This is a genomic window from Luteimonas sp. A482, assembly GCF_054072655.1.
This window is the reverse complement of the sequence record NZ_JBSVRO010000001.1, coordinates 141845-167018: the sequence shown is the minus strand read 5'-3', so window position 1 is coordinate 167018 and position 25174 is coordinate 141845. Positions and strand designations below refer to the sequence as shown.

Annotated in this window: 16 protein-coding genes; 12 read left to right on the top strand and 4 right to left on the bottom strand. The window is 69.1% G+C overall.

Annotated features, from left to right (window positions below; all coding sequences use genetic code 11):
• The first annotated feature begins 14 nt into the window (after positions 1-14).
• Positions 15-752, top strand: coding sequence for an endonuclease/exonuclease/phosphatase family protein (locus ACW5DW_RS00725; RefSeq protein ID WP_457018366.1), 738 nt, complete (start codon positions 15-17; stop codon positions 750-752).
• A gap of 49 nt (positions 753-801) precedes the next feature.
• On the opposite strand, the gene ACW5DW_RS00720 is transcribed toward ACW5DW_RS00725, so the two are convergent.
• Positions 802-3720: a TonB-dependent receptor plug domain-containing protein gene (locus ACW5DW_RS00720; protein WP_457016639.1), complete on the bottom strand. Its 2919-nt coding sequence runs from the start codon at positions 3718-3720 to the stop codon at positions 802-804.
• A gap of 220 nt (positions 3721-3940) precedes the next feature.
• Between ACW5DW_RS00720 and plsB the strand changes: the two genes are divergently transcribed.
• The 6 genes from plsB to ACW5DW_RS00690 all read left to right on the top strand — a co-directional run bounded on the left by plsB (position 3941) and on the right by ACW5DW_RS00690 (position 18197).
• On the top strand, positions 3941-6580 hold the full coding sequence (gene plsB / locus ACW5DW_RS00715) for a glycerol-3-phosphate 1-O-acyltransferase PlsB (RefSeq protein WP_457016638.1): 2640 nt from the start codon (positions 3941-3943) through the stop codon (positions 6578-6580).
• A 608-nt stretch (positions 6581-7188) separates the two neighbouring features.
• A complete protein-coding gene (locus tag ACW5DW_RS00710) occupies positions 7189-12927 on the top strand; it encodes an Ig-like domain-containing protein (RefSeq protein ID WP_457016637.1) in 5739 nt (1912 codons plus the stop codon).
• A 67-nt stretch (positions 12928-12994) separates the two neighbouring features.
• Entirely contained in the window at positions 12995-14368 is a 1374-nt protein-coding gene (locus tag ACW5DW_RS00705; RefSeq protein ID WP_457016635.1) for a TolC family outer membrane protein, read from the top strand.
• On the top strand, positions 14365-16548 hold the full coding sequence (locus ACW5DW_RS00700; RefSeq protein WP_457016633.1) for a type I secretion system permease/ATPase: 2184 nt from the start codon (positions 14365-14367) through the stop codon (positions 16546-16548). The genes ACW5DW_RS00705 and ACW5DW_RS00700 overlap by 4 nt, the downstream gene beginning before the upstream one ends.
• A complete protein-coding gene (locus ACW5DW_RS00695; protein ID WP_457016631.1) occupies positions 16545-17726 on the top strand; it encodes an HlyD family efflux transporter periplasmic adaptor subunit in 1182 nt (393 codons plus the stop codon). The genes ACW5DW_RS00700 and ACW5DW_RS00695 overlap by 4 nt, the downstream gene beginning before the upstream one ends.
• 42 nt (positions 17727-17768) lie before the next feature.
• Positions 17769-18197, top strand: coding sequence for a hypothetical protein (locus ACW5DW_RS00690; protein ID WP_457016630.1), 429 nt, complete (start codon positions 17769-17771; stop codon positions 18195-18197).
• A 78-nt stretch (positions 18198-18275) separates the two neighbouring features.
• Here ACW5DW_RS00690 and ACW5DW_RS00685 read toward each other — a convergent pair whose 3' ends face one another.
• Positions 18276-18482, bottom strand: a complete 207-nt coding sequence (locus ACW5DW_RS00685; protein WP_457016629.1) for a YdcH family protein — start codon at positions 18480-18482, stop codon at positions 18276-18278.
• A 165-nt stretch (positions 18483-18647) separates the two neighbouring features.
• Between ACW5DW_RS00685 and bamE the strand changes: the two genes are divergently transcribed.
• From bamE to ACW5DW_RS00660, 5 genes are all read left to right on the top strand, one after another.
• Positions 18648-19232 (top strand): outer membrane protein assembly factor BamE domain-containing protein, encoded by a 585-nt coding sequence (gene bamE, locus ACW5DW_RS00680; protein ID WP_457016628.1) that lies wholly within the window; start codon positions 18648-18650, stop codon positions 19230-19232.
• A 438-nt stretch (positions 19233-19670) separates the two neighbouring features.
• Positions 19671-20576 (top strand): tRNA 2-thiocytidine(32) synthetase TtcA, encoded by a 906-nt coding sequence (ttcA, locus tag ACW5DW_RS00675; RefSeq protein WP_457016626.1) that lies wholly within the window; start codon positions 19671-19673, stop codon positions 20574-20576.
• A 70-nt stretch (positions 20577-20646) separates the two neighbouring features.
• Positions 20647-21552, top strand: coding sequence for a recombination-associated protein RdgC (locus tag ACW5DW_RS00670; RefSeq protein WP_457016624.1), 906 nt, complete (start codon positions 20647-20649; stop codon positions 21550-21552).
• A gap of 101 nt (positions 21553-21653) precedes the next feature.
• Positions 21654-22436, top strand: a complete 783-nt coding sequence (locus tag ACW5DW_RS00665) for a M48 family metallopeptidase (RefSeq protein ID WP_457016623.1) — start codon at positions 21654-21656, stop codon at positions 22434-22436.
• 64 nt (positions 22437-22500) lie between these two features.
• Entirely contained in the window at positions 22501-23025 is a 525-nt protein-coding gene (locus tag ACW5DW_RS00660; RefSeq protein ID WP_457016621.1) for a hypothetical protein, read from the top strand.
• Between the two features lie 161 nt (positions 23026-23186).
• Here the strand turns inward: ACW5DW_RS00660 and ACW5DW_RS00655 are convergent, their stop codons facing one another.
• Positions 23187-24059 (bottom strand): alpha/beta fold hydrolase, encoded by an 873-nt coding sequence (locus tag ACW5DW_RS00655; RefSeq protein ID WP_457016620.1) that lies wholly within the window; start codon positions 24057-24059, stop codon positions 23187-23189.
• On the bottom strand, positions 24059-25057 hold the full coding sequence (gene hemH / locus ACW5DW_RS00650; RefSeq protein ID WP_457016619.1) for a ferrochelatase: 999 nt from the start codon (positions 25055-25057) through the stop codon (positions 24059-24061). Before hemH ends, ACW5DW_RS00655 begins: the two co-directional genes overlap by 1 nt.
• Between the last annotated feature and the right edge of the window lie 117 nt (positions 25058-25174).

Genomic DNA, 25174 nt, shown 5'->3' with positions numbered 1-25174 from the left:
CGCAACGGCTGAAGCTGCTCAGCGCCAACATCCAGGCAGGCTCCAGCACCCGGCGCTACAGCGACTACGCCACGCGCAGCTGGTCGCACGTGCTGCCGGTCGGCAAGCGCACCTCGCTGGATGCGATCGCGCGCCTGGCCGGCGAGCACGACATTGTCGGCCTGCAGGAAAGCGATCCGGGCAGCTGGCGCTCGGGCTTCACCAACCAGACCCACTACCTGGCCGAACAGGCCGGGTTCGACTACTGGACCCACCAGCCCAACCGGCGCGTGGGCAATGTCGCCTCCAGCGCCAACGGCCTGCTCAGCCGGCTCGAGCCGGTCGAGGTGGTGCACCATCCCCTGCCCGGCCGCATCGGCGGCCGCGGCGTGCTGCTGGGCCATTTCGGCAACGGCCCCAGCGGGCTCACCGTGGCGGTGGCGCACCTGTCGCTGGGGGCGCAGTCGCGCAGGATGCAGCTCGACTTCATTGCCGAACTGCTGCAGGACTTCCCCAACGCGGTGCTGATGGGCGACTTCAACTGCGTGGTCGACTGCCCTGAAATGGGCAATCTGTTCCGCGTCACCCGCCTGCAGCCGCCCGCGTGCGCGGTGCACACCTTCCCCAGCTGGAAACCGCAGCGCGCGATCGACCACATCCTGGTCACCGACACCCTGCGCTGCGAAGGCATGCGCGCGGTGCCTGCCGCGTTCTCCGACCACCTTGCGCTGTCGGTCAACCTGGAAGTGCCGGAAGAGGCCTTGCTGCGCTGAGGGGTGGATACCGGAGCCGGCCAGCCGGCCCCGGTGTGCGTCCGCTCCCTCAGAACCCGAAGCCCACCCGCGCGTACCAGAACTGCCCCGGCAGGTCGTAGGTCGAGGCGTCGTAGCCGTTGAGCGAGCAGCTCAGGCAGATCGGCGGATCCTTGCCGAACACGTTGTTGACCCCGAGCGTCAAGCGCAGGTCCTTCGCCCACGCATCGGTGCCCCAGGACAGCTGCGCGTCGTGGTAGGTGGTGGCGCCGAGATCGTTGCGGTCGCCCGCACTGTCGTCGCAGATGTCGAAGCCGCGCGCGCCGGCACAGGATTCACGCAGGCGGTCGATGTAGCGCGCCGTCCAGGCCGCCTGCCAGCCGCCGCTACGCCAGACCGCGGACAGGGTCGAGCTGCGGTTGGGGATCGCGCTGTTGTTGATCTGCACGCCCGGCGCACGCGGTTCGGCCTGCCCGGCCTCGTTGACCAGCTCGTAGCGGGTGACCCAGGTGGTCTTCCACGCGAACGCAAGCTGCCCCCAGGCCTGCTCGGGCAGGCGCCAGTCGGCGCTGAAGTCCCAGCCGTCGGTGCGGATCGTGCCGACGTTGCCCAGGATGTTGTCGAAGCGGACGATCTGGCCGCGCGCGTTGCGCTCGTAGAAGCCGCACGAGAGCGGATCGCGCGTGGCGATGCAGCGATTGAGGATGGTCTGCGCGTCCAGCGCCTGGATCGCGCCATCGATGGTGTGGCGATAGAAGGTCACGCCCAGGTCGAGACGGTCCGACCACGGCGCCGCCTCGGCGAACAACGGGCTCCACACCCCGCCCAGCATCAGGCTGCGGCTGGTTTCCGGCTCCAGCTGGTCGTTGCCCGAGGTCACCACCGAGATCTGCGGGTTGGACTGCTCGTAATCCGCAGGCACGCCTTCGGCCACGCATTCGGGCGTGGTTGCGGCCGGGCGGTTGCAAGGATCGACCAGGGTCGCATCGAAGCGGCTGAGCGTGCCGTAGAGCTCGCCGATCGACGGGGCGCGGAAGCCTTCGGCGAACGAACCACGCAACAGGAATTCGTCGGCCACCTGCCAGCGCAGCCCGACCTTGCCGGTGTTGGTACTGCCGAAGTTGGAGTAGTCCGACCAGCGTCCGGCCAGGCTCAGATCCAGGCTCTTGCCGAGCCAGCCGTCCTTCATCAGCGGCACCAGGAACTCGGCGTAGGCCTCGCGCACGTCGTACTCGCCACGGCTCGGGCCCGACGGCACGCCGTTGTACTCACCGGCCACGGTCAGCGGGTCGGGCTGGTATTCGCCTTCGTACTCGCGGTATTCCAGGCCTGCCGCGAACGACACGGGGCCGGCCCAGCCGTCGAACCACTCGCCGGTCACGTTGGCCGACGCCAGGCTGATGGTGTTGCTGCTGCGGTCGCGCACCACCGGCTGGATCCACGCCAGCATGGCCGGCGTGATCGTGCCGGGGCCGCCGAACACGTCGAGGTCAACGCAGCCGGTGATCGCCGCGCACGCGGCCTCGCCGCTGAGCGCCTCGTTGATGCGGCGGATGTTGTAGCTGCCGTAGTTGGACTGTTCCGCGGTACTTTCGCTGCGCATCAGGTTGACGTCCCAGTTCCAGGTGCGCGCGCCGACGTCGAACATGCCGTTGAGTCCGCCCGAGGCGTACCAGGTTTCCACCTCCTGCACAAAGCGGCGCGGCCCGCCCTCGACCGGACGGCGCCCGAGCAGGAACAGGTTGGGGCTGGCGCCCATCGTGGTCAGGTCGAAGCCGAACGGGTTGTAGGGATTGGTGGCCGAGATCACCAGCCGGGTTTCGGCCCAGTCGTTGTAGACGCCGGCATCGGTGCCAAGGAAGAACGGCTCGGGCGCGGCCTGGTTGGCCGACTCGCGCTCGTTGTAGAGCACCCGCACGTAGCCGCCGAAGGTCGGGCTGAAGTCGAACTGCACCTGGCCGAACACCGACTTGCGCTCGGACGGCGTGAGCAGCAGGTTGTAGGGCGCGAAGTTGAAGCGGTCGGCGGTGCCGAAGCAGTGGAAGTCATCGGCGCGCACCACGCCGGTCGGATTGCCGTCGGTGTCGCGGCAGGCCTGCTGGCCGGGCAGGTAGCCCGGCGCACTCGCACCGGTGTTGGGCGTGATGTCGTAGACGATGCCGCTGCCCGGCTCCTCGAACAGGAAGCGCCCGTGCGGCGTGGCCGAACTGCCGTTGGACAGGCCGGTGCCCGGCACCGGCACGCTGGCGGGGGTGTATTCAAGCGAAGAGATTTCCTTCTGCTTGAAGTACGAGGCGCCGACGAACCAGCGCGCGCGCTCGCTGCTGCCGCCCCAGCCCAGGTCAGCGCCCCAGGTGTCGCCGCCGGACAGGTCGAAGTAGTCGCCGTAGTGCAGCTGCACGCTGGCGCCCTCGACGTCCTTGCGGGTGATGATGTTGACCACGCCGGCGATGGCGTCCGATCCGTAGATCGACGAGGCACCGTCCTCGAGCACCTCGATGCGTTCGATGATCGACAGCGGGATGGTGTTGAGATCGACCGACGAGCCCACGCCCGAGGCCGAGGATTCGTTGACCCAGCGCATGCCGTCGACCAACACCAGCACGCGCTTGGCGCCGAGGTGGCGCAGGTCGACCGTGGCCGCGCCCGCACCCACGCCGCCGCCATCGGGCGGGAAGCCGAAATTGCCCGAGGAATTGAACTTGGTATTGAGCGCGGCGCCGCTGGCGGTGAGGTTCTGCACCACTTCGGCCACCGAGCTGAAACCGCTGCGGTCGATGTCCTCGCGGCTCAGCACCTGCACCGGCACCTGCGTTTCAAGCTCGGCGCGACGGATGCGCGAGCCGGTGACCTGGACGGTATCGAGGGTGCGCGCCCCCGCGTCGGGCTCGGGGGCCGGCGCCTGCTGTGCGAAGGCGGCCGGGGACAGGACGGACAGCAACAGACCACGGCGCACGGCAGCGCCCAGGCGATGGCGAAGGGGCAACATCGGTCTCTCCTTGGAGTGGTGATGCGGCGGAAATCCACACCCCGCGCGCCCCCTCGCGCGTTGACCCGTTTGTAAACAATCCGTAAAGACGCGCAAGCCTGTCGTGTCGCGTTGCCGCATCCGGTCACAGTTCGGGGCGGTCGGCGCGCGATCCGTTCAGCCTCCCTTGACATCGCTGACCGGTACGGTCGACCCGGGCACGCCGGCGGGCTTGGGCATAATGCGCAGGATGCCGACCCAACCGAACCTCTTCGAGCCCGGCCAGCCCTCCGGCGCGGGCGGCACGCCGCGCAGCGATGGACCGTCCCCGGATCCGGACCGCGGCCCGCTGCCGCCGCGCGTGGCCGCGATGCGCAACAGCCGGCCGTGGTGGGCGAAGCTGGCCGGCTGGGTGCTGCAGCCGTGGATCGGCCTGAAGATCGAACCGCAGGCGCCGTCGGACCTGCTCGACCCGCGCCTGGTCTGTTACGTGCTCGAAGACTATGGCCTGTCCAACGCGCTGATCCTGGACCGCGCCTGCCGCGAGACGGGCATGCCGGGGCCGCTGCGACCGCTGCCGGGCGATCCGCTCGGGCGCAAGCGCGCCTACGTGGCGCTGTCGCGGCGCAACGCCAGTTCCGCGCTGGCCCTGGCCACCGGCCAGGCGCCGCCCACCAAGACCCATTCCGAATCGCTGGCGCGGCTGCTCGAGGCGCACCGCGAGGATCCCGCGCTGGACGTGCAGCTGGTGCCGGTGTCGATCTTCGTCGGCCGCTCGCCGGACAAGGCCTCGGGCTGGTTCTCGGTGCTGTTTTCCGAGAACTGGGCGATCGTCGGCCGCTTCCGCCGGCTGCTGGCGATCCTGCTCAACGGCCGCGACACCCTGGTGCAGTTCGCCGCGCCGGTGAGCATCCGCGACCTGCTGGCCGAGGACCTGCCGCCCGAACGCAGCGTGCGCAAGCTCTCGCGCGTGCTGCGCACCCACTTCAACCGCCTGCGCGAGGCGGTGATCGGCCCGGACCTGTCGACCCGACGGCTGCTGGTCGACAAGGTGCTGGCCTCGCAGCCGGTCAAGGATGCGATCGCCGACCACGCCCGCCGCGACAGCAGTTCGCCGCAGGATGCGTGGAAGAAGGCGCACGCGATGGCCTACGAGATCGCGGCCGACTACTCGCACCCGGTGGTGCGCTCGGCCTCGTTCCTGCTGACCTCGGTGTGGAACCGGATCTACCGCGGCGTGCTGGTGCACCACCTCGACAGCCTCAAGGCGGTGGCGCCGGGCAACGAGGTCATCTACGTGCCCAGCCACCGCAGCCACATGGACTACCTGCTGCTGTCCTACCTGCTCTACACCAAGGGCATCGTGCCGCCGCACATCGTCGCCGGCATCAACCTCGACCTGCCGGTGATCGGGCCGATCCTGCGCCGCGGCGGCGCGTTCTTCATCCGCCGCTCGATCCGCGGCTCGGCGCTGTACTCCACGGTGCTGGCCGAGTACGTGGCGCAGCTGATCGCCGGCGGCTATTCGATCGAGTACTTCGTCGAGGGCGGCCGCTCGCGCACCGGCCGGCTGCTGCAACCCAAGGGCGGCATGATTTCGATGACCCTGCGCGCCTACCTGCGCCAGCCCGCGCGCCCGGTGCTGTTCCAGCCGGTGTACATCGGCTACGAGAAGCTGATGGAAGGCAACAGCTACCTCGATGAGCTGTCCGGCAAGCCCAAGGAAAAGGAATCGATCTGGGCGCTGCTGTGGAGCGTGCCCAAGGTGCTGCGCCAGAACTACGGCCAGGTGGTGGTGAACTTCGGCGAGCCGATCCCGCTGTCCGAACTGCTGGCCGAGCACGCCACCAACTGGGACGGCAAGCCGCTCGACGACGAGGACAAGCCAGACTGGCTGTCGCGCACCGTCGACGCCGCCGCGCAGCGCATCCAGGTCAACATCAACCGCGCCGCCGACGTGAACCCGATCAACCTGCTGGCGCTGGCGCTGCTGTCCACGCCCAAGCACACGATGGGCGAGGCCGACCTGCTGGCGCAGATCGCGCTGTCCAAGACGCTGCTGGCGGAGGTGCCGTACTCGGATCGGGTGACGGTGACGCCGCATTCGCCACGCGAGATCGTGGCGCACGGCGAGGAGATCGGCGTGCTGCGGCGGATCGCGCATCCGCTGGGCGACGTGTTCAGCGTGGGCGAGGACGATGCGGTACTGCTGAGCTACTTCCGCAACAACGTGCTGCACCTGTTCACCGCATCGGCCTGGATCGCCTGCTGCTTCCAGCACAACCGCCGGATGGCGCGCGACACCCTGCTGCGCATCGGCCGCGCGGTGTATCCGTTCCTGCAGGGCGAGCTGTTCCTGCCCTGGGACCAGGACGGCTTCGCCGACCGCATCGATCGCACGATCGACGTGTTCGTGCGCGAGGGCCTGCTCGAGCACGTGGGCGACGACGACGGCGGCATCCTGGCGCGCAACGCCGGCCAGTCCGACGAGGTGTTCCGCCTGCGCGCGCTCGGGCATCCGCTGCAGCAGGCGTTCGAGCGCTACTACATCGCCATTTCGGTGCTGGCCAAGAATGGCCCGGGCACGCTCGGCGCCGGCGAACTCGAGAGCCTGTGCCAGCTCGCCGCGCAGCGACTGAGCCTGCTGTACGCACCTGCGGCGCCGGAGTTCTTCGACAAGAGCCTGTTCCGCGGCTTCATCCAGAAGCTGCGCGAACTGGGCCTGGTCAAGCTCGACCAGAACAGTAAGCTGGTGTTCGAGCAGCGACTCGAAACCTGGGCCCGTGACGCGAAGATCATCCTCGGCCGCGAACTGCGGCACACGATCGAGAAGGTGAGTCCGGAGGCGATCAGGCCGGAGGCGCCTGCGGCGCAGGGTTGACGCTGCGTCCGGGAACGCCGGGCCCGCTCAGCGCTTCCCGATCGCCCACGCCGAGGCCGATCACCCCGCTGTCTGCAGGGCGCATCGCGCCGCTCTCATCGACACGCGACACTGCAACTGTTGCGCTGTCCTTGCAGTGGCTCCCAATGTGCTGTCGATTGTCGCCCGGCCTCGACTGTCACCCGACCGCATCGCCATCTTCGTTCCGCATTGTCATTTCGATCGCAGGCAGCGCCGACTCACCGACACTCCTCCTGCAGTCGACTTCGCGTCTTCGAAACGGTCGGGATGTGGTGCAACCTGCCGCGATCTGGCCGCACCCACGCCTCTGCTCACGCACTCTCACCGCGGGTGAGTTTGCCAACAACAACTGACCCTCCCCGTCAAGACATGACGCGGCACGCATCTTGCGATTTGTGACTTGCGCTGCATAATGCGCACGTAAGGGGATCATCCGACGACGCCGTTGGCGCCCGTCGTGTCCGGTCGGGCCGGACAGACCACCTCAACCTGTATCAATCGCCGATCGCCACGCAGCCGGGCCCGGATGGGCATGGCTGGATAAATGCGCCCGCATCGGCCTTTTCAACATCGTCAAGGAGCTATCCGTGTCGACCGACATCGTGCAGAAGATCGCAGGCAACATCGTTTCCGCAGGCTCTGGTGACATCACGCTCGACAAGGCCGGCATCGTCCGCCTCAAGCTCGGGCCGGAGCAAGTGGTGCGCTTCGAGCGCGCCGGCAACGACCTGCAGCTGGTGCTCAAGGACGGTCGCACGATCACGATCCGGAACTTCTTCCTCGTCGACGAGGACGGCGAGCGCCATGACCTGGTGCTGGAGGACGCCGAGGGCGTTGCCTGGTGGGGCCAGTACACCAGTCCCTGGAACGAGTTCCACTTCACCGAGATCCAGCTGGACGCCGGCGTCATCGCAGCGCCTCCCGTCGAGGGTGGCCTGCCAGCATGGGCCGCAGTCGCGCTCGGCGTGGTGGGGGGCGGTGCCCTTCTCCATCAGCTCGGTGATGGGGACGAGCGTCCCGAAGTGCCCCTGCCGCCGGCCAACCGTGCGCCCACCGCCGGCGACGACGCGCAGAGCATCGCCGAAGACAGCGTGCTCGAAGGTCGGGTAGCCGGCACCGACGCCGATGGCGATGCACTGACCTACGCTCGGGGCAGCGATCCGACCAACGGCACCGTCGTGGTGAACGCCGACGGCACCTACACCTACACGCCCAACCCCGACTTCAACGGCACCGACAGCTTCAGCGTCACCATCAGCGATGGCCGTGGCGGCACGACCACCAGCACGATCACCGTCACCGTGACGCCGGTCAACGATGCACCGACCGCGACCGGCGGGCCGCTGACCACCAACGAGGACACGCCAGCCACCGGCACCATCATCGGCAATGACGTCGATGGCGACGAGCTGACCTACACGGTGAGCACGCCGCCGGCCAACGGCAGCCTGGTGCTGGACCCGGAGACCGGCGCATACACCTACACGCCGAATGACGATTTCAACGGCGGGGACAGCTTTACCGTCACCGTCGACGACGGCAATGGCGGCAGCACCACGGTCAACGTGCCGGTGACCGTGGTGGCGGTGAACGATCCGCCGACCGCGAGCGGCGCGCCGCTGGTCACCGACGAGGACACGCCGGCCAGCGGCACCATCGTCGGCAACGATGTCGATGGCGACGAGTTGACCTACACGCTCACCACGCCGCCGGCCAACGGCGCCCTGGTGCTGGATCCGGACACCGGCGCATACACCTACACGCCGAATGACGATTTCAACGGCGGGGACAGCTTCACCGTCACCGTTGACGACGGCAATGGCGGCAGCACCATCGTCAACGTGCCGGTCACCGTGACCCCCGTGAATGACGCGCCGGTCGCCAGCAACGATGGCCCCGTCACGGTCACCGAGGACACCCCGGTCAGCGGCAACGTGCTGACCAATGACAACGACGTCGATGGCGACACCCTGACCGTTACCCAGTTCACCGTCGCCGGCGACACGACCGTTTACACCGCCGGCCAGACTGCGACCATCACCGGTGTCGGCACGCTGTTCATCAATGCCGACGGCAGCTACACCTTTACTCCGGCCCTGAACTACAACGGGCCAGTTCCGACCGCTACCTACACCATCACCGACGGTAGCTTGACCGACACTGCCGAACTCTCGTTCGCCAGCGTCAGCCCGGTCAACGACGCGCCGGTGGCGACCAACGATGGCCCCGTTGCGGTCACCGAGGACACTCCGGTCAGCGGCAACGTGCTGACCAATGACAACGACGTCGATGGCGACACCCTGACCGTTACCCAGTTCACCGTCGATGGCGACACGACCGTTTACACCGCCGGCCAGACTGCGACCATCACCGGTGTCGGCACGCTGTTCATCAATGCCGACGGCAGCTACACCTTCACTCCGGCCCCGAACTACAACGGACCGGTTCCGACCGCCACCTACACCATCACCGACGGCAGCCTGACCGACACTGCCGAACTCTCGTTCGCCAGCGTCAGCCCGATCAATGACGCGCCGGTCGCCAGCAACGACGGCCCCGTCACGGTCACCGAGGACACCCCGGTCAGCGGCAACGTGCTCACCAATGACAACGACGTCGATGGCGACACCCTGACCGTTGCACAGTTCACCGTCGCCGGCGACACGACCGTGTACACCGCCGGCCAGACCGCCACCATCACCGGTGTCGGCACGCTGTTCATCGATGCCGACGGCGGCTACACCTTCACTCCGGCCCCGAACTACAACGGGCCAGTTCCGACCGCTACCTACACCATCACCGACGGTAGCCTGACCGACACTGCCGAACTCTCGTTCGCCAGCGTCCGCCCGGTCAACGACGCGCCGGTGGCGACCAACGATGGCCCCGTTGCGGTCACCGAGGACACTCCGGTCAGCGGCAACGTGCTGACCAATGACAACGACGTCGATGGCGACACCCTGACCGTTACCCAGTTCACCGTCGATGGCGACACGACCGTTTACACCGCCGGCCAGACTGCGACCATCACCGGTGTCGGCACGCTGTTCATCAATGCCGACGGCAGCTACACCTTCACTCCGGCCCTGAACTACAACGGGCCGGTTCCGACGGCCACCTATACCGTCACCGATGGCAGCCTGACCGACACTGCCGAACTGTCGTTCAACGACGTCAGCGCGGTCAACGACGCGCCGGTGTTCGAGGATGAGGACAAAGATCCGGTGGACCCGGCTGGCTACAGCTTCGACTACAACGAGAACAGCACGACAGCGACGGTGCTGGGCGCGGTAGCGGCCAGCGATGTGGACGGCGACCCGATCACCTACACCATCATCTCGGGCGACCCCGATGGCTGGTTCGCGATCAACGCGACCACCGGTGAGATCACGCTGACAGCCGCAGGCGTGCTGTCGCTGGCCAACGACTTCGAGACAGCGGGCAACTCCCATTCCCTGGCGATCCGCGCCACCGACGGTCAGGGCGGAGCGACCGATGTCGTTGTCACGCTCAACGAGCAGGACGTCAATGACCCGCCGGTAGCGGTCGACGATGTCCTTTCGGTGCAGCAGAACACCACGCTCACCGTCGACGTGGCCACGCTGCTCGCCAACGACAGCGACCCGGACGCTGGCGCTGTGCTGACGATCACCGGCGTCGCCAACGGAACCGGCGGCACGGTCACGCTTGATGGCGACGATGTCGTGTTCGTCCCGACCCCCGGATACGCGGGCCCGGCGACGTTCACCTACACCCTGTCCGATGGCATGGGTAGCACCACGACCGGCACGGTCAACGTCACGGTGACGCCCGTGGCCGTGACCACCGTCAGCAGCCCGTGGGAGTACGAGGGCGTGGATCTGGTGTTCGACATCGGGCTGAACGTCACGCCCACCGGCGCGAACACCGTCGAGTTCACCCTGGGCGGCGGAACCGCCACGCCGGGCGTGGATACCGGCACCCCGGTCGAGGTGAGTTTCGACGGCGGAACCAGCTGGACTGCCGTGACTCCGGCGGGCGGCAGCTACAGCGTGCTGGTCCCGGTCGGCGCGCAGACGCTGCAGGTGCGGGTCCAGACGCTGGAAGACCTCGAGATCGAGCCCAACGAAACCATCAACCTCCAGGCCTGGATCGGCGACGGCACGCCCGTCACCGGCACCGGCACGATCATCGACACCACGCCGCTGCTGGTGGAGCCGCCCAGTGAAGGCGACAACAGCCTGGTCGGCGGCTCGGGCAACGACCTGCTGCTGGGCGACGACAGCAGCAGCGGCGGCCAGACCCCGACCGCACCGGGCGTGGATTACAACATCGTGCTGCTGGTGGACCTGTCGACGAGCATGACCTGGGAAGTGGACAGCGGTTCGACCGGCGCCAACTCGCGCCTGGCCCTGATGCGCGAGGCGCTGCTGGACTTCGTTCCCACCCTGGGCGACCACGACGGCATGATCAACATCGCGCTGATCGGCTTCGGCAACCTGGCCAGCACCAGCGTCCGTATCGATCTCGCGGACCTCCACTCCCCCGGCACCATGGATGCGCTGCTGGCCGCGATCAGTGGCCTGGCCATTCCGGCCGGAACGCAATACACGAACTATGAGGCGGGGTTCAATGCGGCGGTGGACTGGTTCAACGGCCCGCAGGCCAATCCGGGCTACGAGAACCTGACCTACTTCATCACCGACGGCGATCCGACGCGCTTCGTGCAGAACAACGGCAGTGAAGGCGGCTCCGGGTCGAACGCGACCCAGCAGGTGCTGCAGGAGTCGGTCGACGCCTTCCACGGGCCGGGTGGACTGGGCGACATCAGCCAGGTCCATGCCGTGGGTATCGGCCCCTCGGTGAACACCTCGTTCCTGCAGTTCTTCGACAATACCCCCAGCCTCGCGGACAGCTTCACCGCCGATATCGATCCGGCGACGCAGATGATCGCCGACTTCTCGAGTCAGACCGGCAACAGCGATCCTGCTGCCTGGGAAGGCCAGTCCGCCGAGGCGGCCACCGCGACCCTCGCCGGCGGCCGTCTGGTGCTGGTCGATGCCAACGCCGACAACGGCAGCGCGGCCGCCTACCACGGGCCCTCGTTCACCGTCGACGAGGACAATGCGTACCTGTCGTTCGACTACCGGCACTCGGGCTGGAGCGCTGGCGACGAGTTCAGCTGGCAATTGCAGCGTTTGGAGGGCGGCACCTGGACCACGGTAGGCTCGGGCACGAACGCCCAGACCAATACCGGCCAGAACACCGCCGTCAACATGAAGTCGCCGATCGTCGGCCAGGGCACGTACCGCTATGTGTTCGGAGTGGAGGACCGCTCGCCAGGCGGCGACTTCCAGGTGCAGATCGACAACATCCGGTACAACTATCCCGACGGCACCAACACCGTGACCAGCGGCGCCGGCCAGGCCGGCAACCCGCAGATCATCATGACCGCCGGGCAGCTGACCGATGCCCTGCGCGGCAACTTCGGCAACGACACCATCGACGGCGGCGCCGGCAACGACATCCTGTTCGGCGATGCCCTGTCGTGGCTCGCCCATGGTTCGGTACCCGCCGGTACGGGCCTGGAGACGCTGCGTACCCACCTGGAGGCGGAGCTGGGCGCGCCGGCGGAACAGCAGGACATCTACGATTACATCTGGCACAACCACGCGGCGTTCTCGCCGGGCGAAAGCCATGGCGGCAACGACATCCTCGATGGCGGCCTGGGCAATGACCTCCTCTTCGGCCAGGGCGGCAACGACGTCCTGCGCGGCGGGCAGGGTGACGACATCCTCTACGGCGGCGCCGGCGCCGACACCTTCGTCTGGAAGGTGGACGACATGGGCAACGACGTGATCCGCGACTTCAACATCGCCGACGGCGACAGGATCGATCTCGGCGGCTTGCCATCCAACTACGCCGTGGGCTACGCCAGCGAGGGCACAGGCACCCTGGTCACGATCACCGACCAGGACGGCGGCGCGTTCGCGACCATCACGGTGGAGAACGTCGACCCGGCCGACCTCCAGGCGCCTGGGGTGGTATTGACGCCCGTGGGTCCTGATGCGTCCAGCTTCGCCAGCGAGTCGCTGGGCCTGGATGCGCTCGATGCGATGCAGAAATCGGCCGAGGCCAGCACCGAAGCACCGGCGCTGCCGGCACTCGGCGACCTGCTGCCCGCCGGTGCGGGCGCGCAGTCGCTGGATGGCCTGTTCCCGGCCACCGACGCTGCGGTGCACTGGTCGCCGGTGGACAGCGGTGCGAATGGCCACGGCGGCGCCTACGTGGTGCCGCATGTGAACCCGCTGGACGAGCTGGAGCAGCCGGCCCTGAGCGCGGTATGACGCCATGCGACGCGGGCAGGGCCAGGTGCCCCGCCCGCGCCGTCCGAGCCCTTTCCGGAGTGAACTTGTGAGTGAGCCATGCAAGGCCCTGCTGGCGGGCGCCCTGTGGGTCGCGCTGGCGGGCATGGCATCCACCGCGCGCGGCACGCTGCAGGATGGATCCCCGCCCGACGCGCAGCACGTCACCGACCTGGCGCCAACCACCGCGACCCTGGACCTGGCGCGCGCCGTGGCCACGGCCGTGGCCTGGCACCCGAGCGTGCGCACCGCCGCCGGCTATGTGCTCGAGGCCGGGGATTACATCGACGTGGCGCGCGCAGGCTACCTGCCGCAGGTGCGTGCGGGCCTGACCTCCGAGCACGGCAACCGCAACGTGCCCGGCTACAACAGTCGCCAGGCGCACCGTTTCGTGGTGTCGGCTTCGCAGATGCTGTACGACTTCGGCAAGACCGGCAGTGCGGTCGACCGCGCGCGCGCTGATCGCACCGCCGCGCAGGCGCGGGTGCTGCTGGCGGTCGACGACTTGGCGCAGGACACCGCCCAGGCCTGGATCGAGGTGCGCCGCTACGAGCAACTGCAGCAGATCGCGCACGAGCAGACGCGTGGGGTCAAGGCCATCGCCGACCTGGTGCGCATGCGCCGCAGCAAGGGCGCCAGCCCGTTGTCGGACGAGATGCAGGCACAGGCGCGCGAGGAAGCTGCGCGCGCCTTCGAACTGCAAGCCGGCGCCCAGCTGGAGCGCTGGCGCGCGCAGCTGCGCCACCTCACCGGCCTCGGCGCGGTACCGGTCACCGGTGGCGACCTGCCACCGACGATGGCGCAGGCCTGCTTCGTGCGCGAGGGCGCGGCGGAACCGCCGGCGGTGCTGGTGGCGCGGGCCGAGGCGCGCGCGGCCCAGGCCGACGTGGCCAACGCGCGGGCGCAGACCCGGCCCACGCTCTCGCTCGACGGCAGCATCGGCCGCGGGCTGGATGCCGACTCGCGCATGGGCGACGCGCACGATGCCACGATCATGCTCAACGTTTCGGCGCCGCTCTACCAGGGCGGTGGCAACGTCGCGCGCCAGCGCGCGGCCGGCCACGTGCTGGGCGCGGCCGAAGCGGCGGTGGACAACGCGCGCCTGGCCAACAGCCAGCTGCTGCAGGACGCCCGCGCGCAGGCCATGGGCAACGCGCAGCGCAGCGGCGTGCTCGACGACCGAGTCGACAGCCTCGCACAGACCCGCACCCTGTACCGCCAGCAATACCTCGACCTCGGCACCCGTTCACTGCTGGACCTGCTCAACGCCGAGCAGGAATACCAGCAGTCGCGACTGGAGCAGGCCAACAACGGCCACGACCTGTCGCGGCTGGAAGTGGACTGCCTGTACGCCACCGCCAGGCTGCGCGAGGCGTTCGGCCTGGAAGGCCGGCAGGTCGCTGGCCTGGAGCTGCGTCCGTGAACGTCGCCGCCGCCCGGCTTGCGCGGCCGCAGGCGCAGGCGCAGGACGTCGCCGGCTGGGTCGACGCGATCATGCATGTCGCCGCCCACTACCGGATCGACTGCTCGCGCGAGGCCATCCACGTGGCCGCGCAATGGAACGCGCGCGGCGAGGGCGCGCTGCCGCTCGATCAACTGGTGCCGCGCCTCGCGCGCCAGGCCGGGCTGGCGATGCGCTGGGTGGCCGCCGATGCATCGAAGCTCACCTCCTGGCGCCTGCCGCTGGTGGTGCAGTTGCGCGACGGCCAGGTCGGCGTGGTCACCGCCGAGACCCGCGAAGGCCTGACCGTGAGCCTCGGCGGCGATGGCGGCCTCGATACCACGATCGCCGTCGCCGAGCTGCGCAGCTCGCTGCAGCGCATGGCCGTGCTGCGGCCGGCGCGCTCGGTGCCCGACCGGCGCGTGGACGAGTACATCAAGCCGTTCGAAGCCGGCTGGCTGCGCCAAGTGGTGCTGGCCGACCTGCGTCCGTACCGCCACGTCATGCTGGCCTCGCTGGTGGCCAATGCGATGGGCATGGCGGGCGTGCTGTTCTCGATGCAGGTCTACGACCGCGTGGTGCCGGCGCAGTCGATGCCGACGCTGTACGTGCTGTTCGGCGGAGTGATGCTGGCCACGCTGTTCGCCCACGTGATGCGCCAGGCGCGGATGCGGATCATCGACGTGGTCGGCAAGCGGGCCGACCTGCGCGTGTCCGACCGTGTGTTCGGCCATGCGCTGCGCGTGCGCAACTCGGCGCGCCCCAGGGCCACCGGCACCTTCATCTCGCAGCTGCGCGAGCTCGAGTCGGTGCGCGACATGCTCACCTCGACCACGGTCGCGGCGATCGCCGACCTGCCCTTCTTCCTGCTGTTCTGCGCGGTGTTCTGGTACATCGCCGGCGGCCTGGTATGGATCCCGCTGGCGGCGCTGGTGGCGATGGTGCTGCCCGGCCTGCTCGCGCAGAAGCGGCTGCGCGCGCTGGCCCAGGAGAACATGCGCGAGTCGTCGCTGCGCAGCGCGATGCTGGTCGAATCGGTGCAGGGCATCGAGGACATCAAGCAGCTGCAGGCCGAGTCGCGCTTCCAGAACCACTGGAACCACTACAACGCGGTCAACGCCGACAGCGGCATGCGCCTGCGCGACCTGACCGGCACGCTCAACAACTGGTCGCAGACGGTGCAGGCGGCGGTGTTCGCGCTGGTGGTGTTCTTCGGCGCGCCGCTGGTGATGGAGGGCGAGATGACCACCGGCGTGCTGGTGGCCGCATCGATCCTGTCCTCGCGCATGCTGGCGCCGCTGGGCAGCCTGACCCAGATCCTCAACCGCTGGCAGCAGGCGAAGGTGGCCAAGGAGGCGTTGGACCAGCTGCTGGCCTCGCCGGTGGACGACCCCGAGCACGAGAAACGCATCCACAGAGCGCTGCTGCACGGCGCGTACAGGCTCGAGGCGGCCACGTTCAGCCATGACGGCCAGGCCCCGGCGCTGCAGGTGCAGGCGCTGCAGATCCAGCCAGGCGAGCGCGTCGCGGTGCTGGGCCGCAATGGCGCGGGCAAGTCCACCCTGCTGCGCGCGCTGTCGGGAATGATGGAGCCGGTGCAGGGCAGCATCCTGCTCGACGAGGTGACCCTGGCGCACCTGGATCCGGCCGACGTGCGCCGCGACGTGGGGCTGCTGCCGCAGGAGGCGCGCCTGTTCCACGGCACGCTGCGCGAGAACCTGCTGCTGGGCGCGCCTGCCGCGACCGACGATGAGCTGGTGGCGGCCCTGCAGGCCGCTGGCGCATGGAGCTTCGTCCAGCAGCTCAAGGCCGGCCTGGACCACGGCGTGCTGGAAGGCGGGTTGGGACTGTCCGGCGGCCAGCGCCAGAGCCTGCTGCTGGCGCGGCTGCTGCTGCGCAACCCGCGCGTGCTGCTGCTCGACGAGCCGACCGCATCGCTGGACGAGCTCAACGAGCAGCACGTGATCCGCAGCCTCGCCGCACTGCCGGCCGACACCACCATGGTGATCGCCACACACCGGCGTCCGGTCCTGCAGCTGGTCTCGCGGGTGCTGGTGGTCGACGGCGGCAAGGTGCTGCTCGACGGCCCGCGTGACGAGGTGCTCGAGCGCCTGCGCAAGCGCGCGGGCGCGGCGAACCTCGTGCAGGAGGCGCAGGCATGAACCGGCAGCGGCACGATGACGTGTTCGACGGCGACGAAGTCCGCGCCAGCGGCTCCTCGCGCGTGGTCCTGTGGGTCGCCGTCTTCCTTGTCGTGTTCCTGGCCTGGGCCTGGTGGTTCAAGGTCGACGAGGTCTCCAGCGGCGGCGGCCAGGTGGTGCCGACCTCGCGCGAGCAGGTGATCCAGTCGCTCGAGGGCGGCATCGTCGCCGAACTGGCCGTGGCCGAGGGCGACATCGTCGCGAAGGGGCAGATGCTCGCCCAGCTCGATCCCACCCGCGGCGAATCCAGCGTCGGCGAAACCGCCGCCAGGTATCGCGCCGCCCTCGCGAGCGCGACCCGCCTGCAGGCCGAGGTCGATGGGCGCGACACGCTGGCGTTCCCGGAGGAGCTGTCGGCGCATGCCGACCTCACCGCCACCGAGACCGCACTGTTCCAGTCGCGACTGCGCAGCGTGTCCGAGTCGCTGGGCGGGCTGCGGCGCTCGCTGGAGCTGGTGCGGCGCGAACTGCAGATCACCCAGTCGCTGGTGGAAAGCGGCGCGGCCAGCGCCGTCGAGCTGCTGCGCCTGCAGCGCCAGCGCTCGGAGCTTGAACTGAAGGTCGCCGAGGTGCGTGCCGAATACATGGTGCGCAGCCGCGAGGAGCTGGCCAAGGCCAATGCCGAGGTCGAGTCGCTGTCCTCGGTGGTGCGCGGCCGCGCCGACTCGCTGACGCGGCTGACCCTGCGCTCGCCGGTGCGCGGCGTGGTCAAGGACATCGAGGTCACCACCATCGGTGGCGTGATCCCGCCCAACGGCGCGCTGATGACCATCGTGCCGCTGGACGACCAACTGCTGGTCGAAGCGCGCATCTCGCCGCGCGACATCGCCTTCATCCACCCCGGCCAGGACGCCCTGGTCAAGATCACCGCCTACGACTACGCGATCTACGGTGGCCTGCCGGGCAAGGTGGTCACGATCTCGCCGGACACCATTCGCGACGAGATCAAGCCTGAAATCCTGTACTACCGCGTCTTCGTCCGCACCGAGTCCGACGCGCTGCTCAACAAGGCCGGCACGCGGTTCCCGATCGTGCCGGGCATGGTCACCAGCGCCGACATCCGCACCGGCAGCAAGACGATCTGGCAGTACCTGATCAAACCGATGAACCGTGCCGGCGAGGCACTGCGCGAACGCTGATCCACATCCGCCCCACCCGACCGCAACCAGGAGGTCATGACGATGCACAAGACAATCGCGACGAGCACGATGGGCGCCATGCTGGCGCTGACCCTGGCGCTGTGCGCCGCCCATGCGTCCGATCCGCCGGATCTGGACTACAGCGACGTCAACATGACCCGCCCGGAGTTCGACGAACCGTTCCAGCGCGACGGCCGTCCGACGCCCGTCGCGCAGATCCTGCAGGTGGTGGCTGGCGCGACGCCCGACCAGGTGCGCGGACTCATCGGCGATCCGCTGCGTACCGGGCACGGCGTCCGCGGCCCGGAGTGGGACTACGACCTGAAGCTGGACCTGGCCGACGAGGATTTCATCGTCTGCCAGTACAAGGTGGTGTTCGACGCGCGCAACGCGGCGGTCGTCGAAACGCACTGGCGCCGCTACCAGTGCCGGGACGCCATCGCCGCCCTGTCCGCGCACGCCGGCCATTGAACGCGTTGGTCCGGCTGGCGGGGATCCCGTCCACCGCCGTGCCAGCGTTGACGCCCGGGTCCTGCAGCCGGCGAACGCCTACGCCGGCTCGTCCGGGATCAGCGCGTTCTCCAGCCACGCGATCTGGTCCTTGAGCAGCAGCTTGCGTTTTTTCAGGCGCTTGATCGTCAGTTCGTCGTTGCTGATCCCGGCCTGCAGCTCGGAAATCGCGGTGTCGAGGTCGCGATGCTGCAGCCGCAGGTCGGCCAGCTGACGTGTGATTTCGGCGGAATCGTTGTTGCGCATCCGTACGCCAGCTTACACGCCCGCGCGGTCGCGGTCCCTGTCCGGCGGCCGCGCACGCGGGCACAATGGTCCGGCGCGACGGGGGCAACGCGCACCGGAGCGAGCATTGGCCCGGGTCAATGGATCGCGGCCGGCCCTGCCGCCCGGGGAAAGGAGCACGACACGATGGACGCAAGCAACATGCGCGGGGGACTGCGCGCGCTCGGCATTGCCGCCGCGCTGGCGGCGGCAAGCAGCGCGGCCGCACAGGACAAGTACGACGGCTACCTGTGCTGCAACATGCGCAGCGACGGCAGCTGGATCAGCGACAGCAACTACGCCGAGGGCGGCAAGCGGGTGATCCCCGCCGGCACCCCGGTGAAGGTGACCGGCTACGGCCGCTACCGGGTCAAGGTGCAGATCGATGGGCAGAAGCAGGAGATCGGCAACGACTACAGCCGCGACCTCGACAACGCCGCCTTCGCCGCCCGCTACGTGGTGAGGGAGGATCCCAAGGCCGCCATCGCCGGCTGGCCGGCGAAGGTGCAGGAGGCGGTGCGCCAGTCGAAGGTCGCCCCGGGCATGACCCGCGAGCAGGTCATCGCCTCGATGGGCTACCCGATCAGCAGCGAGAACGCGGACTTGGACGCCAACCTGTGGCGCTACTGGCTCAGCAGCTTCGGCGAGTTCCAGCTGCACTTCGACGCGCGCGGGCGGGTGAGCGACATCACCACCGATCCCTCCACCCGCAACCTGGTGTGGACGCCCTGAGCGCTTGAGTGCCTGACCGGCCGGTCGCCAGGATCGGCCTGTCATTTCGTCCGCAGGGAGAAGCACTTTTCAACGGTGAAGCCGGTAAATCCCGCGACGCAGGGCAAGCGCTCCCAGCGCCCGGCAACCGGCTCTCGCAGCAGGACCGGATTTCTCCCTGCGGTCGAAATGACAAGGCATGGGGTCCGTCGGATAAAGGCATGGGGTCCGTCGGGTAGCGGGGATCCTCCGCGCAGCGGAAGATCACGGCACCTGCGATACCACGGATTCCTGCGTGCGCTCGACACACGACAAACAGGTGCCGCGCGCAGCGCCGGCCTGCCACATCCTGCGCAATCCCGCCAGATCCGGCGCCACGCGCCTGCGCGCATCCGCGCTACGCCGCGCTATCCGGCCGGCGGCGGGCCGATCCCGGCGCGGACCGGTAAAATCAGCGCAATGGATACCGTCGTCCCCCTGCCCATGCCCGTTTTGCGCAACGCCGACCGGCGCGGCGTGCACGAGGTCGACCGGCTGGCCAGGCGCCTGCGCCACCAGGTCGGCAAGGCGATCGCCGACTTCGGCATGATCGAGGACGGCGACAAGGTGATGGTGTGCTTGTCCGGCGGCAAGGACAGCTACACCATGCTCGACATCCTGCTGCAACTGCAGAAGAAGGCGCCGGTGTCGTTCTCGCTCACCGCGGTCAACCTCGACCAGAAACAGCCGGGCTTTCCGCAACATGTATTGCCCGACTACCTGCGTTCGCTGGGCGTGGACTTCCACATCATCGAGCAGGACACCTATTCGGTGGTCAGCCGGGTGATCCCGGAAGGCAAGACCATGTGCTCGCTGTGCTCGCGCCTGCGCCGCGGCGCGCTGTACGCGTACGCGGAGCAGCGCGGCTACACGAAGATCGCGCTCGGCCACCATCGCGACGACCTGGTCGCCACGTTCTTCCTCAACCTGTTCTTCCACGCCAGGCTGTCGGGCATGCCGCCCAAGCTGTTGTCGGACGACGGCAGGCACGTGGTGATCCGCCCGCTGGCCTATGTGCGCGAGGCCGACATCGAGGCCTACGCCGAGGCGAAGGCGTTCCCGATCATTCCCTGCAACCTGTGCGGCTCGCAGGAGAACCTGCAGCGCAAGCAGGTGCAGAAGATGATGGCGCAGTGGGAGCTCGAATCCCCCGGCCGCATCGAGACCATCTCGCGTGCGCTGGGCGATATCCGTCCCTCGCAGCTGGGCGATCCGAAGCTGTTCGACTTCCTCTCGCTGGGCCGACACGATGGCGCGCCGCAGGCCGGCGCAGACGCCTGGCTGGGCGACAAACCCACGGCGCACGTCGATCTTTCGCCGGGATGACGGCCAGGTTTTCTGACGATATTCCGATTCCCGATTCTGTTCCGACTCCATTCCCCACTTCCGGATCCCCATGTTCTTCCGAAACCTGACCCTGTTCCGCTTCCCCACCACGCTCGACTTCTCCAGCCTCGAAGAGCTGCTGGCCGGCCACCCGCTCAAGCCGGTCGGTCCGCTGGAGCTGTTTTCGCGCGGCTTCATCCCGCCCTTCGGCCGCAACGGCGAGGCGCTCTCGCACCGCGTCGGTGATGCGATCTGGCTGACCGTCGGCGGCGAGGACCGGCTGCTGCCCTCGTCCGTGGTCAACGACATGCTGGCCGACCGCCTCGCCGAGATGGAGCAGAAGCAGGGCCGCCGCCCCGGCAGCCGCATGCGCAAGCAGATGAAGGACGACCTGGTGCACGAGCTGCTGCCGCGCGCCTTCGTCCGTCCCTCGCGCACCGACGCGCTGATCGACCTGGAGCACGGCGTGTGCGCGATCGATACCTCCAGCCGCAAGAGCGGCGAGGCGGTGGTGTCGGAGATCCGCAACGCGATGGGCAGCTTCCCGGCGCTGCCGCTGAACGCGGAAGTCGCGCCGCGCAGCGTGCTGACCGGCTGGATCGCCGGCGATCCGCTGCCCGAAGGCCTGTCGCTGGGCGAGGAGTGCGAACTCAAGGATCCGGCCGAGCACGGCGCGATCGTCAAGTGCCAGCGCCAGGAGCTGCAGTGCGACGAGATCACCAAGCACCTGGATTCGGGCAAGCAGGTGACCAGGCTGGCGCTGAACCTCGACGACCACGTCTCCTTCGTGCTCGGCGAAGACCTGGTGGTGCGCAAGTTCAAGCTGCTCGACGGCGCGGTGGACCAGCTCGAATCGAACGAACGCGATGACATCCGCGCAGAACTCGACGCGCGCTTCGCGCTGATGAGCGCCGAGTTCTCGCGGCTGTTCACGGTGCTCGAGAAGGCGCTGAAGCTCTCCAAAGCAGACGCCTGACCATCCCTTCCATGAACGGCGCGCTTCGCGCGCCGCGGCCTTCGCCCACGACGTGAATCGCGACGTGGGCGCTGCGGCCCCCAGCAGCTAGCATTCCCCACATGCCTTCCCTGTTCCGACTGTCGCCGACGGCGCCGGATGCTTCCCGGCTGCAGCGCGACACGTTCGCCTTCGTGCTGTCCGACGGGCGCCGCATCGACGTACTGCGCGTGCGCGACCCGCGCGCCAAACGCCTGCGCCTGAGCGTTGGCGAGCGCGGCGCACGCCTGACCCTGCCACCGCGCACCAGCCTGGTCGCGGGCGAACGTTTCGTGCACGAGCACCGCGACTGGCTGACCGACCAACTCGCCTGCCACCCCGGCGACGTCGCCCCGCTGGTTGCCGGCGAACCGACCACCGTGCCGCTGCGCGGGCAACCGCTGCCGCTGCACTGGGCGCCCGGCCGCGTTGCGCGCGTGGTCGGCGACGACCAGGCGCTGACCCTGCAGCTGCCGCCGCAGGCCGGGCCTGCCGCGATCGCACGCGCACTGCGCGATTTCTACGAGGCGCAGGCGCGCGCCGACATTGGCCGCTGGCTGCCGGCCTACCTGCCGGGCCTGCCGCGGCCACCTTCACGGATCCGACTGCGGGTGCTGTCCTCGCAGTGGGGTTCGCTGGCGCCCGACGGCACGCTCACGCTCGACCTGGCCCTGGTGCTGGGCCGGCCTGCCGCCTTCGAGTACGTGCTGGTGCACGAGCTCTGCCACCTGGTCCACGCCGACCATTCGCGCGCGTTCTGGCGCGAGGTGGAGGCGCGCTGCCCGGACTGGCGCGCGTCGCGCGATTACTTCCGCGACGAGGGACGAAGGCTCAAGTCCGCCCTGCACGTGCTGCTGTCGGCCTGACCTGTTCCGGCGGCGGACGGCGTTAACCGGTTCATCAACCCATTCCACCCGTCCAGGGGATGCGATGAACGGTATTGCCAAGCGCGTATCACGGCTGTCCCTCGCCCTGGGCCTGGTGCTGGCCGCAGGCGCTTGCCAGAAGGTCGGCCAAAGCGCGGCAGATGTCGCCATCGAGCGTGCCACCGGTGTCCAGGTGGGCCGCGACGGCGACCAGGTCACGCTGCGCTCGCCCGATGGCGAAGTCGCGATCCGGGCCGGCGAATCGGTAGCGCTGCCCGAGAATTTCCCGGGCGACGTGTACCTGCCCGCGGACTACCAGGTGAACAGCGTGATGGACCTGCAGGGCGTCAGCATGGTCAGCTTCAGCGCGCCCGGCCAGGTGTCGACCCTCTTCGCCGCCGCGCGCGAATCGATGCAGGCGCAGGGCTGGACGCAGTCGATATCGGCCCAGCATTCGGCCGACACCGCCCTGCTCGCCTTCGAGAAGGGAGAGGACGAATCGCGCCGCAGCGCCACGCTCTCGTTCAACCGCAACAACGGCGATGAGCACGTCATCGTCGGCATGCAGCTGCAGGGCCAGCGTCAATAGTCCGACTCCCTCCCCCGCCTGCGGGGGAGGGCTGGGGTGGGGGCCACCGGTCACCACGCCTCCGTGCCGCGCGCTTCGCGCGCGCCCATCCCAACCTTCCCCCGCAGGCGGGGAAAGGAGCAGGTCCGGACCTTCCGTGAAGGATTGAGGTGGGGCCGCCCTCAGCCCTCACCTTCGCGCAGGAAATCCACGACCAGCGCAGCAACGGCTTCCGGCTGCTCCATGTGCAGGTGGTGCCCGCCAGGCAGCACGTGCAGATCGCCATCGGGCAGCAGCGCCGCGTGCCGGCTTCGCTGCGGCTCGGGCAGGTAGGCCTGCGGCGGGTCGGCGTGGATGACCCGGGTCGGGCACTCGATGCCGGCGATCAGCGCGCGCACCTGGCCCGCGGTCATGCGGACCATGGTCGGCAGGGTCAGGCGCGGATCACTGCTCCATTCCCAGCCGATGCCGCCGTCTTCGCGCGGCACCTCGCGCACGCCGCGCTCCACCAGCAGCCGCGCTGCCGCTGCCTCGATCGCGCCGGTACGGGCCAGGGTGCGCGCGCGCACCGGCGTCTCCAGTTCATCGAACACGCGCATGCGCTTTCCGGGCAGCGCGCGGCCTGCGCGGATCGCGTCGCGCATTCGCGGCACCGTGTTGTCCTCGGTGTCGGGTAGCGCGCCCAATGCCTCGATCGCGACCAGTCGCGTCACCCGCTGCGGGCAGCCCGCGGCCAGCATGCTGGCGATGCCCGCGCCCATCGAGTGTCCGAGCAGGGCGAAGCGGTCCCAGCCCAGGGCATCGGCGATGTCGAGCACGGCGTGCAGCGCACCGGCGAACGAGTAATCGGAGCCTGGCGGCAGGTGCGCACTGCGGCCGTGGCCCGGCAGGTCGACCGCGACCAGCTCGATGCCGGGCAGGTGCGCGGCCAGCGGCACGAAGCTGGCGGCGTTGTCGAGCCAGCCGTGCAGGGCCAGCACGCGCGGCTGCCCCGCTTCACCCTGGCGCAGGCCATGGATGCGGCCGAGCGGGATGTCGAGCGCGAACTCGCGCATCACGCGGCCGCATCCCATGCAGCGAGCTCGCGCTGAACCAGCGCAACCAACGCGTCCGCGTGGCTGGGCGCGTCGTTGAGGCAGGGGATGTAGCGCAGCGCCTGCCCGCCGGCGTCCTGGAACAGCTTCGCGTTCTCCAGCGCGATTTCCTCGAGGGTTTCCAGGCAGTCGGCGGCAAAGCCCGGGCAGACCACGTCGACCCGGCCGACGCCGGACCCGGCCAGCGCGCGCAGGGTGTCGTCGGTGGCCGGCCCCAGCCAGCGCTCGCGACCGAAGCGCGACTGGTAGGTCTGCACGTAGTCCGTCGGCGCCAGTTCGAGCACGCGCGCGATCTCCGCCACGCTGGCCTCGCACTGCGCGGCATAGGGATCGCCGCCGTCCACCAGCCGCTGCGGCAGCCCGTGGAACGAGAACAGCAGCCGGTCACCGCGGCCATGCGCATGCCAGTGGGCCCGGATCGAGTCGGCCACGGCCGCCACCCAGCCGGCATCGGTGGCGTAGCCCTTGACCGTGCGCGTCGCAGGCGCGCCGCCGGTGCGCTCCACCAGCGCGACCACGGTGCCGGTGGTGGTCGAGGAATACTGCGGATACAGCGGCAGCACCAGCACGCGGCGCACGCCGGCTGCGCGCAGCTCGCGCAGGCGCGGGCCAAGCGCGGGCCCACCGTAGCGCATTGCGTACAGCACCTCGACGCCGGGCAGGCGCGGCTGCAGCACGGCCGTCAGCCGGCGCGTGTGCACCGCCAGCGGCGATCCGCCGTCCATCCAGATCTCGGCGTACTTCTTGGCCACGCGCGCCGAGCGCAGCGGCAGGATCAGCCCGTGCAGCAACGGCCACCACAGCAGCTTGGGAATCTGCACCACGAACGGATCGCCGAGGAATTCGCCGAGGTAGCGTTTCACTGCATCCGCAGTGGGCGCTTCGGGCGTGCCGAGGTTGACCAGGATGACGGCGGTGTCTGGCGTCGCGCCGCCGGGCGCGGGGGCTGGGTTCGTCATGCGCATAGGATGGCAGGCCGCGCCGCCGTTGGCATCGACATGCTGTCGATCGCCGCGACAGGCCGGCTCAACTCATGCTCGATTCATGGCCTCGTCACTAGCCTGAGCCGTCGCCGC